Annotated in this window: 14 protein-coding genes; 13 read left to right on the top strand and 1 reads right to left on the bottom strand. The window is 66.0% G+C overall.

Going from position 1 to position 15,135, the window contains the following annotated elements; all coding sequences use genetic code 11:
* Positions 1–10 precede the first annotated feature (10 nt).
* Genes nuoG through ABID97_RS20415 form a run of 11 tightly spaced genes read left to right on the top strand, consistent with a single transcriptional unit; the run spans position 11 to position 11,249 of the window.
* Positions 11–2,173, top strand: a complete 2,163-nt coding sequence (gene nuoG / locus ABID97_RS20465; protein WP_354400357.1) for an NADH-quinone oxidoreductase subunit NuoG — start codon at positions 11–13, stop codon at positions 2,171–2,173.
* Positions 2,170–3,246 (top strand): NADH-quinone oxidoreductase subunit NuoH, encoded by a 1,077-nt coding sequence (gene nuoH / locus ABID97_RS20460; RefSeq protein ID WP_354400355.1) that lies wholly within the window; start codon positions 2,170–2,172, stop codon positions 3,244–3,246. Before nuoG ends, nuoH begins: the two co-directional genes overlap by 4 nt.
* A gap of 17 nt (positions 3,247–3,263) precedes the next feature.
* Entirely contained in the window at positions 3,264–3,785 is a 522-nt protein-coding gene (gene nuoI, locus ABID97_RS20455; protein WP_055805171.1) for an NADH-quinone oxidoreductase subunit NuoI, read from the top strand.
* Positions 3,786–3,822: 37 nt separating this feature from the next.
* The gene (locus tag ABID97_RS20450) at positions 3,823–4,488 is read left to right on the top strand and encodes an NADH-quinone oxidoreductase subunit J (RefSeq protein ID WP_354400354.1); all 666 of its coding nucleotides are present in this window, start codon (positions 3,823–3,825) and stop codon (positions 4,486–4,488) included.
* Positions 4,485–4,793 carry an NADH-quinone oxidoreductase subunit NuoK gene (gene nuoK, locus ABID97_RS20445; protein ID WP_354400353.1) on the top strand — a complete coding sequence of 103 codons (309 nt, stop codon included), beginning with the start codon at positions 4,485–4,487 and terminating at the stop codon, positions 4,791–4,793. Before ABID97_RS20450 ends, nuoK begins: the two co-directional genes overlap by 4 nt.
* 7 nt (positions 4,794–4,800) lie before the next feature.
* On the top strand, positions 4,801–6,837 hold the full coding sequence (gene nuoL / locus ABID97_RS20440; protein WP_354400352.1) for an NADH-quinone oxidoreductase subunit L: 2,037 nt from the start codon (positions 4,801–4,803) through the stop codon (positions 6,835–6,837).
* Between the two features lie 25 nt (positions 6,838–6,862).
* A complete protein-coding gene (locus tag ABID97_RS20435; protein WP_354400351.1) occupies positions 6,863–8,341 on the top strand; it encodes an NADH-quinone oxidoreductase subunit M in 1,479 nt (492 codons plus the stop codon).
* Positions 8,342–8,354: 13 nt separating this feature from the next.
* Positions 8,355–9,842 carry an NADH-quinone oxidoreductase subunit NuoN gene (gene nuoN, locus ABID97_RS20430; RefSeq protein WP_354400350.1) on the top strand — a complete coding sequence of 496 codons (1,488 nt, stop codon included), beginning with the start codon at positions 8,355–8,357 and terminating at the stop codon, positions 9,840–9,842.
* 16 nt (positions 9,843–9,858) lie between these two features.
* Positions 9,859–10,164 (top strand): DUF2818 family protein, encoded by a 306-nt coding sequence (locus tag ABID97_RS20425; protein WP_354400349.1) that lies wholly within the window; start codon positions 9,859–9,861, stop codon positions 10,162–10,164.
* 1 nt (position 10,165) lies between these two features.
* Positions 10,166–10,774, top strand: a complete 609-nt coding sequence (locus ABID97_RS20420) for an NUDIX domain-containing protein (RefSeq protein ID WP_354400348.1) — start codon at positions 10,166–10,168, stop codon at positions 10,772–10,774.
* 7 nt (positions 10,775–10,781) lie between these two features.
* Positions 10,782–11,249, top strand: coding sequence for a DUF1178 family protein (locus ABID97_RS20415; protein ID WP_354400347.1), 468 nt, complete (start codon positions 10,782–10,784; stop codon positions 11,247–11,249).
* A 21-nt stretch (positions 11,250–11,270) separates the two neighbouring features.
* On the opposite strand, the gene ABID97_RS20410 is transcribed toward ABID97_RS20415, so the two are convergent.
* Entirely contained in the window at positions 11,271–13,055 is a 1,785-nt protein-coding gene (locus tag ABID97_RS20410) for an ABC transporter transmembrane domain-containing protein (protein ID WP_354400346.1), read from the bottom strand.
* A 75-nt stretch (positions 13,056–13,130) separates the two neighbouring features.
* Here ABID97_RS20410 and ABID97_RS20405 point away from each other — a divergent pair, with 75 nt between their 5' ends.
* Both ABID97_RS20405 and ABID97_RS20400 read left to right on the top strand, forming a co-directional pair.
* Complete coding sequence (locus ABID97_RS20405; RefSeq protein WP_354400345.1) at positions 13,131–13,664, top strand: MarR family winged helix-turn-helix transcriptional regulator; 534 nt, start codon at positions 13,131–13,133, stop codon at positions 13,662–13,664.
* Positions 13,657–15,135 carry an efflux transporter outer membrane subunit gene (locus tag ABID97_RS20400; protein ID WP_354400344.1) on the top strand — a complete coding sequence of 493 codons (1,479 nt, stop codon included), beginning with the start codon at positions 13,657–13,659 and terminating at the stop codon, positions 15,133–15,135. The genes ABID97_RS20405 and ABID97_RS20400 overlap by 8 nt, the downstream gene beginning before the upstream one ends.

The following is a 15,135-nucleotide window of genomic DNA, read 5'->3' as shown; positions in this document are numbered from 1 at the left end:
AAACATACTCATGATCGAAATCGAACTCGACGGCAAGAAGGTCGAAGTGACCGAAGGCAGCATGGTGATGCATGCGGCCGACAAGGCGGGCACCTACATCCCGCACTTCTGCTATCACAAGAAGCTCAGCATCGCGGCCAACTGCCGCATGTGCCTGGTCGACGTGGAAAAAGCGCCCAAGCCGATGCCGGCCTGCGCCACCCCCGTCACGCAGGGCATGATCGTTCGCACCAAGAGCGAAAAGGCCATCAAGGCCCAGCAGTCGGTCATGGAGTTCCTCCTGATCAACCACCCGCTGGACTGCCCCATCTGCGACCAGGGCGGCGAATGCCAGCTGCAAGACCTCGCCGTGGGCTACGGCGGCTCTTCTTCGCGCTACGAAGAAGAAAAGCGCGTCGTTTTCCATAAAGACGTGGGCCCGCTGATCAGCATGGAAGAGATGAGCCGCTGCATCCATTGCACGCGCTGCGTCCGCTTCGGCCAGGAAGTGGCCGGCGTGATGGAGCTCGGCATGACCCAGCGCGGCGAGCACTCCGAAATCGAAACCTTCCTCGGCGATTCGGTCGACTCCGAACTGTCGGGCAACATGATCGACATCTGCCCGGTCGGCGCGCTCACGAGCAAGCCGTTCCGCTACAGCGCCCGCACCTGGGAGCTGTCGCGCCGCAAGTCGGTGAGCCCGCACGATTCCACCGGCGCCAACCTGATCGTCCAGGTCAAGAACAACCGCGTGATGCGCGTGGTGCCGCTCGAGAACGAAGACGTCAACGAATGCTGGATCGCCGACCGCGACCGCTTCTCGTACGAAGGCCTGAACGGTCCCGAACGCCTCACGCAGCCCATGCTCAAGCAAGGCGGCCAATGGCAGCAGGTCGACTGGCAGACCGCGCTCGAATACGTGGCCAATGGCCTCAAGCAGATCAAGGCCGACCACGGCGCGCAGAGCATCGGCACGCTGGCGAGCCCGCACAGCACGCTCGAAGAACTGCAGCTCGCCGCCATGCTCACGCGTGAGCTCGGCAGCGACAACATCGACTATCGCCTGCGCAACGCCGAGTTCACGGCGTTCGAAGGCGTGCGCTGGCTCGGCACCTCGATCGCATCGCTCACGCAGCTGCAGCGCGCGTTGGTGGTCGGTTCGAACCTGCGCAAGGACCATCCGCTGTTCGCACAGCGCATCCGCCAGGCCGTGCGCAAGGGCGCCGCGCTGTCGGTGATCACCTCGGCCGGCCTGATGGCCGACCCCGAAGCCTGGGCCATGAGCGTGGCGCAAGCGACCATCGTCGAAGCCGACCAGTGGGTCGAGGCGCTGGCCGCCGTGGCCGCCGCCATCGGCCAGTCCAGCGGCGCCGCCGCACCGCTCGCACCCAGGAACGCGCCGGATGCCGCCGCGCAAGCCATCGCAGCCTCGCTGCTGAGCGGCGAGCGCAAGGCCATCCTGCTCGGCAACGCCGCCGCCCACCATGCGCACGCCAGCAGCCTGCTGGCCCTCGCGAACTGGATCGGCGCGCAGACCGGCGCCACCGTCGGCTACCTGACCGAAGCCGCCAACACCGTGGGCGCGCAACTCGTCGGCGCGTTCCCGAAGAACGGCGGCCTCGATGCCGGCCGCATGCTGGCTGCGGGCTCCGGCCTCAAGGCCGTGCTGCTGCTCAACACCGAACCCGTGTTCGACTCGGCCGCAGGCGCCGCGGCCGCAGACACTATCGGCAATGCCCAGATGGTCGTCACGCTGAGCCCGTTCAAGGCCAATCTCGAATTCAGCGACGTGCTGCTGCCCATCGCCCCGTTCACCGAGACGCCGGGCACCTTCGTCAATGCCGAAGGCCGCGTGCAGGGTTTCCATGCCGTCGTGAAGCCGCAAGGCGAAGCGCGTCCGGCCTGGAAGGTGCTGCGTGTGCTGGCCAACCTGCTGGGCCTGCCGGGCTTCTCCTTCGAGTCGGCAGCCGACGTGCTGCGCACCATCGGCGACAACGGTGCCATGCCGGCTGACGCGCTTCGCAACGCAACCGCGGCAAAACCCGTGGCTTCCACCGGCGCGGTTCCCGCACCCGTGGTCGCGAGCATCTACCAGCTCGACTCGATCGTGCGCCGCGCACCGTCGCTGCAGCTCACCGCCGATGCGCGCAACGCGTTGGCAGCACCGGCCCGTGCCGAGGAGGCCTTGGCATGATCGACTCCTTGCACGCATTCGGCCAGGGGCTGATCAACGCGGGCTGGTGGACGGCCGCGGGCTGGCCCGTGATCTGGACGCTGATCAAGATCATCGTGGTCGTTCTGCCGCTGATGGGGGCCGTGGCCTACCTCACGCTGTGGGAACGCAAGGCGATCGGCTTCACGCAGATCCGCGTGGGCCCGAACCGCATCGGGCCGCTGGGCCTGCTGCAGCCCATTGCCGATGCGCTCAAGCTGATGACCAAGGAAATCATTCTTCCGACGGTCGCCAACAAGGGCCTGTTCCTGCTGGGCCCCATCATGACCATCATGCCGGCGCTGGTCGCGTGGGCCGTGATTCCGTTCGGTCCCGACCTGGCGCTGGCCAACATCAACGCCGGCCTGCTGTTCGTGATGGCCATCACCTCGCTCGAGGTCTACGGCGTGATCATCGCGGGCTGGGCTTCCAACTCGAAGTACGCCTTCCTCGGCGCGCTGCGCGCCTCGGCGCAGATGGTGAGCTACGAGATCGCGATGGGCTTCTGCTTCGTCGTGGTGCTGATGGTCTCGGGCAGCCTGAACATGAGCGAGATCGTGAATGTGCAGGGCAAGGGCATCTTCCACGACATGGGCCTCAACATCCTCTCGTGGAACTGGCTGCCGCTGCTGCCGATCTTCGTCGTCTACTTCATCTCGGGCTTGGCGGAAACCAACCGCCACCCCTTCGACGTGGTCGAGGGCGAGTCCGAGATCGTCGCGGGCCACATGATCGAATACTCGGGCATGAGCTTTGCCATGTTCTTCCTGGCCGAGTACGCCAACATGTGGCTGGTCTCGATCCTGTGCGTGGTGCTGTTCCTCGGCGGATGGCTGCCGCCGTTCGAGTTCCTGAGCTTCATCCCGGGCTGGATCTGGCTCGGTGCCAAGACCTTCTGCGTGGTCACCATGTTCCTGTGGGTGCGCTCGACGTTCCCGCGCTTCCGCTATGACCAGATCATGCGTCTGGGCTGGAAGATCTTCATTCCGGTCACGCTCGTGTGGCTGGTCGTGGTCGGTGCCTGGATGCAGACGCCGTTCAACATCTGGAAATAACTGGAAGCGCCAACATCATGTCTGCTGCGCACACCGCAACAACGTCCGCTCCGTTCTCGCTCAAGGACTTCCTGGGCAGCTTCATGCTGTTCGAACTGTTCAAGGGCCTGGCCATCACCGGCAAGTACGCTTTCGCGCGCAAGATCACGGTGCAGTTTCCCGAAGAGAAGACGCCGCTGTCGCCGCGCTTTCGCGGCCTGCACGCGCTGCGCCGCTACGAAAACGGCGAAGAGCGCTGCATTGCCTGCAAGCTCTGCGAAGCCGTGTGCCCGGCGCTCGCCATCACCATCGAGTCCGATGTGCGCGACGACGGCTCGCGCCGCACCACGCGCTACGACATCGACCTGACCAAGTGCATCTTCTGCGGCTTCTGCGAAGAGAGCTGCCCGGTCGACTCGATCGTCGAGACCCACATCTTCGAATACCACGGCGAGAAGCGCGGCGACCTGTACTTCACCAAGGACATGCTGCTGGCCGTGGGCGACCGCTACGAAAAAGAAATTGCAGCGAACAAGGCGGCCGACGCCAAGTACCGCTGATCCGCTCAGCCCGAACCCCGTACCAATTCGAATTCCAATGGACGTCAAGACCGGTCTGTTCTATCTCTTTGCCGTGGTGCTGCTGTTTGCAGCCTTCCGCGTCATCACCGCCCGCAATCCCGTGTACGCCGCGCTGTTCCTGGTGCTGGCGTTCTTCCAGGCTTCCGCGATCTGGCTCTTGCTGCGCGCCGAGTTCCTGGCGATCTCGCTCGTGCTCGTCTACGTCGGCGCGGTGATGGTGCTGTTCCTGTTCGTCGTGATGATGCTGGACATCAACGTCGACGGGCTGCGGGAGGGCTTCTGGAAGCACTTTCCGCTCGCAGCCGCCGTGGGCGCGCTCATCGCACTCGAGATGGCGGCCGTGCTGATGGGCGGCTTCCGGCTCGAGGCGCCGCGCGCCGCACCGGCCCCTGCCGCCGGCAGTTCGAACACGCTCGAACTCGGCAAGCTGCTGTACTCCGAATATCTCTATCCGCTGGAGATTGCCGCCGTCATCCTGCTGGTGGCCATCGTGGCCGCCATTGCCCTGACGCTGCGCACCCGCAAGGACAGCAAGTACGTGAACCCGTCCGACCAGGTGCGCGTCAAGGCGCGGGACCGCGTGCGCATCGTGCAGATGGCGGTCACGCGCGCCGCCGAGCCCGTGGTGGAAGCACCCGCAGATGCGGGCGCGGCAGCGGCGGCAAAGGAAAACAAGGCATGACGCTCACGCTCGGACACTTTCTTTCACTTGGCGCCATGCTCTTTGCGCTCTCGGTGATCGGCATTTTCCTGAACCGCAAGAACCTCATCGTGCTGCTGATGGCCATCGAGCTGATGCTGCTCGCGGTGAACATGAACTTCGTGGCGTTCTCGTACTACCTGAACGACATGCACGGCCAGATCTTCGTGTTCTTCATCCTGACGGTGGCCGCGGCCGAATCGGCCATCGGTCTCGCGCTGCTGGTCTTGTTGTTCCGCAACAAGTCCAACATCAACGTCGACGAACTCAACTCGCTCAAGGGTTGAAAGCAACATGAGCGCAACCCTCTCCGCATCCACCCTGCTGGCCGTGCCCCTGGCACCCCTGGTCGGCGCTGTCGTCGCCGGCCTGTTCGGCACCAAGTTCGGCGGCAATCACATCGGCCGCAAGGTCACGCATTCGCTCACCATCCTCGGCGTGCTGGTCGCCTTCATCATCTCGGCGATGACGCTGAAGTCGGTCGTCGTGGACGGCGCCCGCTTCAGCGCCACCCTCTATGAATGGATGGTGGTCGGCGGCCTGAAGATGGAGGTCGGCTTCCTGGTCGACGGCCTCACGGCCATGATGATGTGCGTGGTGACCTTCGTGTCGCTGATGGTGCACGTCTACACCATTGGCTACATGGAAGAAGACGACGGCTACAACCGCTTCTTCGCATACATCTCGCTGTTCACCTTCTCGATGCTGATGCTCGTCATGAGCAACAACATGCTCCAGCTGTTCTTCGGCTGGGAAGCGGTGGGCCTGGTGTCGTACCTGCTGATCGGCTTCTGGTTCAACAGGCCGACGGCGATCTTCGCGAACATGAAGGCCTTCCTGGTCAACCGCGTGGGCGACTTCGGCTTCATCCTCGGCATCGGCCTCATTGCCGCCTACGCCGGCACGCTGAACTACGGCGAAGCCTTCGCCAAGGCCGGCACGCTGGCCGGCATCACCTTCCCCGGCACCGAGTGGATGCTGATCACCGTGATCTGCATCTGCCTGTTCATCGGCGCCATGGGCAAGAGCGCGCAGTTCCCGCTGCACGTGTGGCTGCCCGACTCGATGGAAGGCCCGACCCCCATCTCGGCGCTGATCCACGCGGCGACCATGGTCACGGCCGGCATCTTCATGGTGGCGCGCATGTCGCCGCTGTTCGAGCTCAGCGACACCGCGCTGAGCTTCATCCTGGTGATCGGTGCCATCACGGCACTCTTCATGGGCTTCCTGGGCATCATCCAGAACGACATCAAGCGCGTGGTCGCGTACTCGACGCTGTCGCAGCTCGGCTACATGACGGTGGCGCTCGGCGCCTCGGCCTATTCGGTGGCGGTGTTCCACCTGATGACGCACGCCTTCTTCAAGGCGCTGCTGTTCCTGGGCGCGGGCTCGGTCATCATCGGCATGCACCACAACCAGGACATCCGCTGGATGGGCGGCGTGCGCAAGTACATGCCCATCACCTGGATCACTTCGCTGCTGGGCTCGCTCGCGCTGATCGGCACGCCGTTCTTCGCCGGTTTCTACTCGAAGGACAGCATCATCGAAGCGGTGCGCGAAAGCCACCTGTGGGGTGCGCAGTTCGCGTACTACGCGGTGCTGGCCGGCGTGTTCGTGACGGCGTTCTATTCGTTCCGCATGTACTTCCTGGTGTTCCACGGCAAGGAGCGCTACGACCAGAATCCCGACGCGCACCATGACGACCATGCCGCGCACGGCGACGACCACGGGCACGGGAACCACGACCACAAGCCGCACGAATCGCCGATGGTGGTGTGGCTGCCGCTCGTCCTGCTGGCCATCCCGTCCGTGGTGATCGGCTTCATGACCATCCAGCCGATGCTGTTCGGCGAGTTCTTCAATGGCGCGATCGTTGTCGACGGCACGAAGCACCATGCCATGAAGGAGCTCGGCGAAGCCTTCCACGGCCCGGTGGCCATGGCCATCCACGGCCTGCAGACCCCGCCGTTCTGGCTGGCGCTGGCCGGCGTGGCGCTCTCGTTCTACATGTACATGGTCAATCCGGCGCTGCCGGCCGCGATCAAGCGCGCCTTCGGCCCGGTCTACCGCCTGCTGGACAACAAGTACTACCTCGACTGGATCAACGAGAACATCGTTGCCCGCGGTGCACGCGCCTTCGGTACCGGCCTGTGGAAGGGCGGCGACCAGGCGTTGATCGACGGCGCGATGGTCAACGGCTCGTGGAAGGCCATCGGCCGCATCTCGGGTGCGGTGCGCTGGCTCCAGTCGGGCTACATCTATCACTACGCCTTCGCGATGCTGCTCGGCATCTTCATCCTGATGACGTACTTCGTCTGGTTCAAACGCTGAGCTTTAGCGCTGGAGAAAAATAAAAATGGGTTTGTTGAGCCTTGCCATCTGGGTGCCGATCGCATTCGGTGTCGCGTTGCTGGCGTTCGGCCGCGACGAGCATGCCAGGGGCGTGCGCTGGGTCGCACTGGTCGGCGCGATCGTGAGCTTCCTGGTGACCGTGCCTCTTTTCACGGGCTTCCAGAACGGCACCGCCGCGATGCAGTTCGTCGAGAAGGCGAGCTGGATCGCGCGCTTCAATGTCAACTACCACCTCGGCATCGACGGCATCTCGATGTGGCTGGTGCTGCTGACGTCGTTCATCACCGTGGTGGTCGTGATCTCGGCCTGGGAAGTGATCACCGAGCGCGTGAACCAGTACATGGGCGCGTTCCTGATCCTGTCGGGCTTCATGATCGGCGTGTTCGCCGCGCTCGACGGCATCCTGTTCTACGTGTTCTTCGAAGCCACGCTGATCCCGATGTACCTCATCATCGGCATCTGGGGCGGGCCGAACAAGATCTACGCGGCCTTCAAGTTCTTCATCTACACCTTGCTCGGCTCGCTGCTGATGCTGGTGGCGCTGATCTTCCTGTACAACAAGTCGGGCGGCAGCTTCGACATCCTGAGCTGGCACAAGCTGCCGCTGGGCTCGACCGCGCAGACCTTCCTCTTCTTCGCGTTCTTTGCCGCCTTCGCGGTCAAGGTGCCGATGTGGCCGGTCCACACCTGGCTGCCCGACGTGCACGTCGAAGCGCCCACGGGCGGCTCGGCCGTGCTGGCCGCGATCATGCTGAAGCTCGGTGCCTACGGTTTCCTGCGCTTCTCGATGCCGATCGCGCCCGACGCCTCGCACGAATGGGCCTGGCTCATGATCGCGCTGTCGCTGATCGCGGTGATCTACGTCGGCCTGGTGGCGCTGGTGCAGGAAGACATGAAGAAGCTGGTGGCGTACTCGTCCGTCGCGCACATGGGCTTCGTGACGCTCGGCTTCTTCATCTTCAACGAGCTCGGCGTGTCCGGCGGCATCGTGCAGATGATTGCGCACGGCTTCGTGTCGGGCGCCATGTTCCTCGGCATCGGCGTACTCTACGACCGCGTGCATTCGCGCCAGATCGCCGACTACGGCGGCGTGGTCAACACCATGCCCAAGTTCGCCGCGTTCGCGCTGCTGTTCGCCATGGCCAATTGCGGCCTGCCGGGCACCGCCGGTTTCGTGGGCGAATGGATGGTCATCCTGGGCGCCGTCAAGGCCAACTTCTGGATCGGCCTGGGTGCCGCCACCGCGCTGATCTTCGGCGCGGCCTACACCCTCTGGATGTACAAGCGCGTGTACCTCGGCCCGGTCGGCAACGACCACGTCAAGGAACTCACCGACATCAACGCCCGCGAGTTCCTGATGCTCTCGCTGCTGGCCATTGCCGTCCTGTGGATGGGCATCTATCCGAAGCCTTTCACCGATGCGATGGACACCTCTGTGACGGAGCTCCTGCGCCACGTGGCAACCCCCAAACTGCCACGCTGAAGAAAAGAACGAGATGATTGACAAACTCAGCTGGGTCGCGATCTACCCCGAAATCGTGCTGCTGGTCATGGCCTGCATCATTGCGCTGGTCGACCTGTCGACCACCAGCGCCCGCCGCACGCGCACCTACGTCCTGACGCTGCTCACGCTGGCCGTTGTGGCCGTGCTGACCGGCATCGCCGCCAACGACGGCAAGACGATCTACGGCTTCGGCGGCATGGTCGTGAGCGATCCGATGGGCAACTGGCTCAAGTGCTTCGCCACCGTGGCGCTGATGGTCACGCTGGTCTACGGCCGGCCCTACGCGGCCGATCGCGAGATGCTGCGCGGCGGCGAGATGTTCACCATCAGCATGTTCGCGCTGCTGGGCATGTTCGTGATGATCTCGGGCAGCAACTTCCTGTTGATCTACCTGGGCCTCGAACTGCTCACGCTGTCGAGCTACGCGCTGGTGGCGCTGCGCCGCGACAACGCGGTCGCCAGCGAGGCGGCCATGAAGTACTTCGTGCTCGGCGCCATGGCCAGCGGCTTCCTGCTGTACGGCCTGTCGATGCTGTACGGCGCAACCGGCTCGCTCGACACCAACGAGGTGTTCAAGATCATCGCGAGCGGCAAGGTGAACCACCAGGTGCTGGTGTTCGGCCTGGTGTTCATCGTTGCGGGCCTGGCCTTCAAGGTGGGGGCGGCGCCATTCCACATGTGGGTGCCCGACGTGTACCAGGGCGCCCCGACGGCGGTCACGCTGCTGATCGGCGCGGCGCCGGAGCTGGCCGCCTTCGCGATCATCATCCGCCTGCTGGTGGAAGGGCTGCTGCCGCTGGCCTTCGACTGGCAGCAGATGCTGGCCCTGCTGGCCATCGCCTCGCTGCTGGTGGGCAACCTGGCGGCCATTGCGCAGACCAATCTCAAGCGCATGCTGGCCTACTCGACCATCGCGCAGATGGGCTTCATGCTGCTGGGCCTGGTGGCGGGCGTGGTCAACGGCAACACCTACAACGCGCAGTTCGCGTACAGCGCCTCGATGTTCTACATCGTGACCTATGTTCTGACCACGCTGGCCAGCTTCGGCATCATCCTGCTGCTGGCGCGCGAAGGCTTCGAGAGCGAAGAGATCACCGACCTGGCGGGCCTGAACCAGCGCAGCCCGCTGTATGCCGGCGTGATGGCCATCGCCATGTTCTCGCTCGCGGGCCTGCCGCCGCTGGTCGGGTTCTATGCCAAGCTCGCGGTCCTGCAGGCGCTGATCGCGTCGGGCCAGGCGATCTACATCGGCCTTGCGGTGTTCGCGGTCATCATGTCGCTGATCGGCGCCTTCTACTACCTGCGTGTGGTCAAGGTCATGTACTTCGACGCGCCCGTCACCGCCAGCACCGTGTCGGCGCCGCGCGACGTGCGCACCGTGCTGTCGATCAACGGCTTGCTGATTCTCGTGCTGGGCATCGTTCCCGGCGGCCTCATGACGCTGTGCGCCAACGCCATCGTCGCGACGCTGGCCAACTGATCCCGGCCTTCGCACGGTGTCGCAAACCGCCTCGGTCTGGGTCGTGCTCGTGGTGGCGCTGCTGGCGGCCAACCTGCCGTTCCTCAACGAACGGCTGTTCGGCGTCGTAACGCTGCGCACGCAGCCCAAGCCGCTGGCGATCCGCCTGGCCGAACTCGTGGCGTTGTACTTCGTCGCCGGCGGCGTCGGCCTGCTGTTCGAACGCAGGGCAGGGCAGATCGCGCCGCAGGGCTGGGAGTTCTACGCGGTGACCGGCGCGCTCTTCATCGTGCTGGCCTTTCCAGGGTTCACCTGGCGCTACCTCATGAAGCACAGGCACTGACATGACTTCCGACTCCAATGCCGAATCGCACCTGAAGGAAGAACGCACCGCGAGCGAGGTCCTCCTCGACGGCAATTTCCTCAAGGTCTGCCGCGACACGGTGCGCCTGCCCGACGGCCACACCGCGACGCGCGAATACGTGATCCATCCGGGTGCGGTGGTGGTCGTTCCGCTGCTCGACGACGGCCGCGTGGTGCTGGAGCGCCAGTACCGCTACCCCGTTGCGCACGTGATGACCGAGTTTCCGGCCGGCAAGCTGGACGCCGGCGAAGACCCGTTCCTCTGCGGCCAGCGCGAGCTGCTCGAGGAAACCGGCTACACCGCGCGCGAATGGGCCTATGCCGGCGCCATGCACCTGGCGGTGGCCTATTCGACCGAGATCATCCACATCTACTTTGCGCGCGGCCTGTCGCTCGGCACGCGCCAGCTCGACCACGGCGAGTTCCTCGACGTGTTCACGGCCACGCCGCAGGAAGTGGCCGGCTGGTGCCGCGACGGCACCATCACCGACGCCAAGTCGCTCACTTGCACGCTCTGGCTGCAGAACGTCCTGTCGGGCGCATGGGAACTCGACTGGAAGGCCCCCGCTTCGCAAGGCGGCGCGGGATAATCCGCGCATGAAGGTTCTCGATCTACGCTGCTCGCATGGCCACGGCTTCGAAGGCTGGTTTGCATCCAGCGAGGCGTTCGAATCCCAACTCTCGGCCGGCCTGGTCGAGTGCCCGGTCTGTGCCGACACGCGCATCGTCAAACTCCTGAGCGCGCCGCGCCTGAACCTGGGCAACCCGAAGGCACCGGCGAACGCTGCGGCACCCGCGGCACCGGCCTCGCCCGACAAGGCGCAGGCCCCGGCCGAAATGTCTCCCGAGGCGCGCTGGATGCGCGCCGTGCGCGAGGTGCTTGCAAAGACCGAAGACGTCGGCGAGCGCTTTGCCGACGAGGCCCGCAAGATGCACTACGGCGAAGCCGAGGAGCGCGGGATCCGCGGCCGGGCCACGCGCGAGCAGACCGAGGCGCTGCTCGACGAAGGCATCCAGGTGATGCCGCTGCCGATTCCCGCTGCGCTCAAGGAAACGCTGCAGTAGTCTGCAGCCTCTCCCGCAGGTTCAGGCCGTGAACTGAAGCGCGGCCAGGCGGGCGTAGACCCCGCCTTGCGCCACCAGCGCGGCATGCGTTCCGTGTTCGACGATGCCGCCGTGGTCCAGCACGATGATGCGGTCGGCCTTTTGCACGGTTGCGAGGCGGTGCGCAATCACCAGCGTGGTCCGTCCCTCCATGGCCGATTCGAGCGCCGCCTGCACCATGCGCTCGCTCTCCGCATCGAGCGCGCTGGTGGCTTCGTCCAGCAAGAGGAGCGGCGGGTTCTTGAGAATGGCGCGCGCAATGGCGATGCGCTGGCGCTGTCCGCCCGACAGGCGCACCCCTCGCTCGCCCAGGAAGGTGTCGTAGCCCTCGGGCAGCGCCATGAGAAAGTCGTGCGCAAAGGCGGCGCGGGCGGCGGCATGCACTTCGTCGGCGCTGGCTTCGGGGCGGCCATAGCGGATGTTCTCGAAAGCGCTGGCCGAGAAGATCACGGCGTCCTGCGGCACCAGGCCGATGCGGGTGCGCAGGTCGGGGAGCGCGAGCGAAGCGAGCGGCACGCCGTCGAGCAGCAGCTGCCCCGACTGCGGATCGTAGTAGCGCAGCAGCAGCTGGAACACCGTGCTCTTGCCGGCGCCGCTCGAGCCCACCAGTGCCACGGTTTCGCCGGGCATGACGCCGAGGCTGAAGTCTTTCAGCGCGGGCGTGCCGGGCCGCGAGGGGTAGTGGAAGGTCACCGCCTCGAACCGCACCGCGCTGCCCGCCACCGGTACCGGCGCGGCCGCCGGCTTCGGCGGAGACACGATGGCCGCGGGTGCGTGCAGCAATTCCATCAGGCGCTCGGTGGCGCCGGCGGCCCGCAGCAGGTCGCCATAGACCTCGCCCAGCACGGCGGTCGCGCTCGCGAGAATGGCCACGTAGACCACCGTCTGGCCCAGGTGCCCGGCCGTGATGTCGCCTCGCAGCACCGCTTGCGTGCCCTGGTACAGGCCCCACAGCAGCGCGGCCGAGGTGGCGATGATGATGAAGGCGACCAGCACCGAGCGGGCCTTGGTGCGGCGCACCGCGGTCCTGAAGGCGTTCTCGGTCGAGGCATTGAAGCGGCCGGCTTCGCGCGCTTCGGCCGTGTAGCTCTGCACCACCGGGATCGCATTGAGCACCTCGGCGGCAATCGCGCTCGAGTCGGCCACGCGGTCCTGGCTGGCGCGCGAGAGCTTGCGCACGCGCCGGCCGAACCACATGCTCGGCAGCACCACCAGCACCAGGATGCCCAGTACCTGGACCATCACGTAGGGATTGGTCCAGATCAGCACCGCCAGCGCGCCCACGCCCATGACCGCGTTGCGCAGCCCCATGCTCAGCGAGGAGCCGACCACCGTCTGTACCAGCGTGGTGTCGGCCGTCAGGCGCGACAGCACTTCGCCCGTCTGCGTGGTCTCGAAGAATGCGGGGCTCTGGCGCAGCACATGGTTGTACACGGCATTGCGCAGGTCGGCCGTGACGCGCTCGCCGAGCCAGCTCACCGTATAGAAGCGCGCGGCCGAAAAAAGCCCGAGCGCCACGGCCACCGCGAAAAGGGCGCCGAAGTGCTCGCGCAGCGCCATCGTCTGCGAGCCCTTGTCGGCGCTGACCAGCCCACCATCGATCAGGCTGCGCAGCGCCAGCGGAAACACCAGCGTCGTGATGGCTGCGAACACCAGGAAGACGCCCGCCAGCACGATCTGCACGCGGTAGGGCCGGAGAAAAGGGCTCAGGCCCGACAGCGATCGGGGCGAGCCCTTGGCCGGTGTTGACAGGGGGGAAGAAGCCATGGCCGGATTCTACCGACCCTTGCCACCACAAAGGCAGCCTTGACAATAATTGCTTGGGCAACTAATATTTCCGCCATGAGCGATGCAGACACCCCGAAAGTCCCGGTCTCCGGCGATCCGAAGCTGCGGCCGGCCGACTTCTACCGTGCCGAGACCTACAAGGCCGAGGAAAGCATCGGGTATTTGATGCGGCGCATATTGAGCGCCGTGGCCCAGGCCGTGGAAACCCGCATGTGCGAACCCGGCAGCCCGACCTTTCCCCAATGGCTCCCCCTGTACAAGCTGCACGTCGGCGCGGCCACCACCGTGGCCGAGCTGGCGCGGGCCTGCGAACTCGATGCCGGTGCCATGACGCGCCTGCTCGACCGGCTCGAAGCCAAGGGCCTGTGCCGGCGCGTCCGCTCGCTGGAAGACCGCCGCGTGGTCAACATCGAACTGACCGAAGAGGGCCGTGCCGCCGCCAAGGAGGTTCCGCACGTGCTGAGCCGCGTGCAGAACGAGCACCTGGCGGGTTTCACCAACGAAGAGTGGGAGCAGCTCAAGGGCTACCTGCGCCGCATCCTCGACAACGCCCAGGCCCTCGCGGCCCGTGGAGAAAAAAATGACTGAATCCCTTGCCGCACGCGCCATGCGCCGCACCCCCGTCGTGGCCGCCGCGCTCCTCCTGGTTGCGCTGGGCGGCTGTGCCGACATGGCCGGCATCGGCTCCGAGGCGAAGCTTCGCGATGCCTCGTCGCTCGGCATTGCCGCCGACACCAATGCCGCGGTCGTGCCCAGTGTCGACAGCCAATGGTGGCGGGCCTTCGGCGATGCGCAGCTCGACGCGCTGATCGACCAGGCCGTGGCCGGCAATCCAAACCTGCAGGTGGCGCGTGCGCGCCTTGCGCGGGCGCAGGCATCGGCGGACATCGCCGAGTCGGCCCTGAAGCCCAAGGTGAACGGCGAGCTCGAGCTGAACCGCCAGAAGTTCAACAGCAACTACATCTATCCGGAGCCGCTGGGCGGCTCGACCCAGAACATCGGCCTGCTGCAGCTCGGCGCGAGCTGGGAGCTCGACTTCTTCGGCAAGAATCGCACCGCGCTCGAAGCCGCCATCGGCACCGCGAATGCCGCCGCGGCCGATGCCGATGCCGCACGCGTGCTGCTGGCCAGCAATGTGGCGCGCGGCTACTTCCAGTGGGCACGGCTGAACGAGCAGCTCGGCGTGGCCCAGCGCACGCTGGCCCAGCGCGACGAGACGCTCAAGCTCGTGCGCGACCGCGTGTCGGCCGGCCTCGACACCCGCCTCGAACTGCGCCAGAGCGAGGGCGGCCTGCCTGAAGCACGCCAGCAGATCGAAGCGCTGAACGAGCAGATCGCGCTGCAGCAGCACGCACTCGATGCGCTCGTGGGCCGGCCCAACGTGTCCGCATCGCTCAAGCCGCCGGTGCTCGAGACCGTCAAGCCCATCGCGCTGCAGGCCAACATTCCGGCCGACCTGCTCGGACGCCGTGCCGACATCGCCGCCGCGCGCTGGCGCGTCGAGGCCGCCACCAGCGACGTGGCCAACGCGAAGACCCAGTTCTATCCCAACGTCAACCTCACGGCTTTCGTCGGCTTCCAGAGCCTGGGCTTCGGCAAGCTGCTCAAGTCCGGCAGCGAGCAGTGGGGCGTGGGCCCGGCCATCCACCTGCCGATCTTCGAAGGCGGCCGGCTGCGCGCCAACCTGCGCGGCAAGGCGGCCGACCAGGATGCGGCCATCGAGAGCTACAACGCCACGGTGCTGGACGCCGTGCGCGACGCGGCCGACCAGGTGTCGAGCGCCCAGTCGATCGCGCGCCAGCAGGCCCAGCAGCGAGAGGCGCAAACCGCCGCAGAGGGCGCCTACGACATCGCCGTGCAGCGCTACCGCGCGGGCCTCGGCAACTACCTCAACGTGCTGACCGCGGAGACCGCCGTGCTCGCGCAGCGCCGGCTGGCGGTCGACCTCGCCGCCCGCGCGCTGGACACGCAGGTGGGCCTGGTGCGCGCGCTCGGCGGCGGATGGCAGCCGCCGGCCACCGCCACCGCTACGGCGCCGGCTTCGTCCGCACTGCACTGA

Source organism: Variovorax sp. OAS795 (genome assembly GCF_040546685.1).
Classification (GTDB): domain Bacteria; phylum Pseudomonadota; class Gammaproteobacteria; order Burkholderiales; family Burkholderiaceae_C; genus Variovorax.
Note: the sequence above shows the minus strand (reverse complement) of the source record. Positions and strands in the feature narration are given on the sequence as shown.

Bases quoted from the DNA above. Each gene is read 5' to 3' on its own strand.
- nuoK (WP_354400353.1), top strand. From the start codon at position 4,485: ATGACGCTCACGCTCGGACACTTTCTTTCACTTGGCGCCATGCTCTTT.
- ABID97_RS20410 (WP_354400346.1), bottom strand. From the start codon at position 13,055: ATGGCTTCTTCCCCCCTGTCAACACCGGCCAAGGGCTCGCCCCGATCG.
- nuoN (WP_354400350.1), top strand. From the start codon at position 8,355: ATGATTGACAAACTCAGCTGGGTCGCGATCTACCCCGAAATCGTGCTG.
- ABID97_RS20420 (WP_354400348.1), top strand. From the start codon at position 10,166: ATGACTTCCGACTCCAATGCCGAATCGCACCTGAAGGAAGAACGCACC.
- ABID97_RS20415 (WP_354400347.1), top strand. From the start codon at position 10,782: ATGAAGGTTCTCGATCTACGCTGCTCGCATGGCCACGGCTTCGAAGGC.
- ABID97_RS20405 (WP_354400345.1), top strand. From the start codon at position 13,131: ATGAGCGATGCAGACACCCCGAAAGTCCCGGTCTCCGGCGATCCGAAG.
- nuoI (WP_055805171.1), top strand. From the start codon at position 3,264: ATGTCTGCTGCGCACACCGCAACAACGTCCGCTCCGTTCTCGCTCAAG.
- nuoG (WP_354400357.1), top strand. From the start codon at position 11: ATGATCGAAATCGAACTCGACGGCAAGAAGGTCGAAGTGACCGAAGGC.
- ABID97_RS20450 (WP_354400354.1), top strand. From the start codon at position 3,823: ATGGACGTCAAGACCGGTCTGTTCTATCTCTTTGCCGTGGTGCTGCTG.
- ABID97_RS20400 (WP_354400344.1), top strand. From the start codon at position 13,657: ATGACTGAATCCCTTGCCGCACGCGCCATGCGCCGCACCCCCGTCGTG.
- nuoL (WP_354400352.1), top strand. From the start codon at position 4,801: ATGAGCGCAACCCTCTCCGCATCCACCCTGCTGGCCGTGCCCCTGGCA.
- ABID97_RS20435 (WP_354400351.1), top strand. From the start codon at position 6,863: ATGGGTTTGTTGAGCCTTGCCATCTGGGTGCCGATCGCATTCGGTGTC.
- nuoH (WP_354400355.1), top strand. From the start codon at position 2,170: ATGATCGACTCCTTGCACGCATTCGGCCAGGGGCTGATCAACGCGGGC.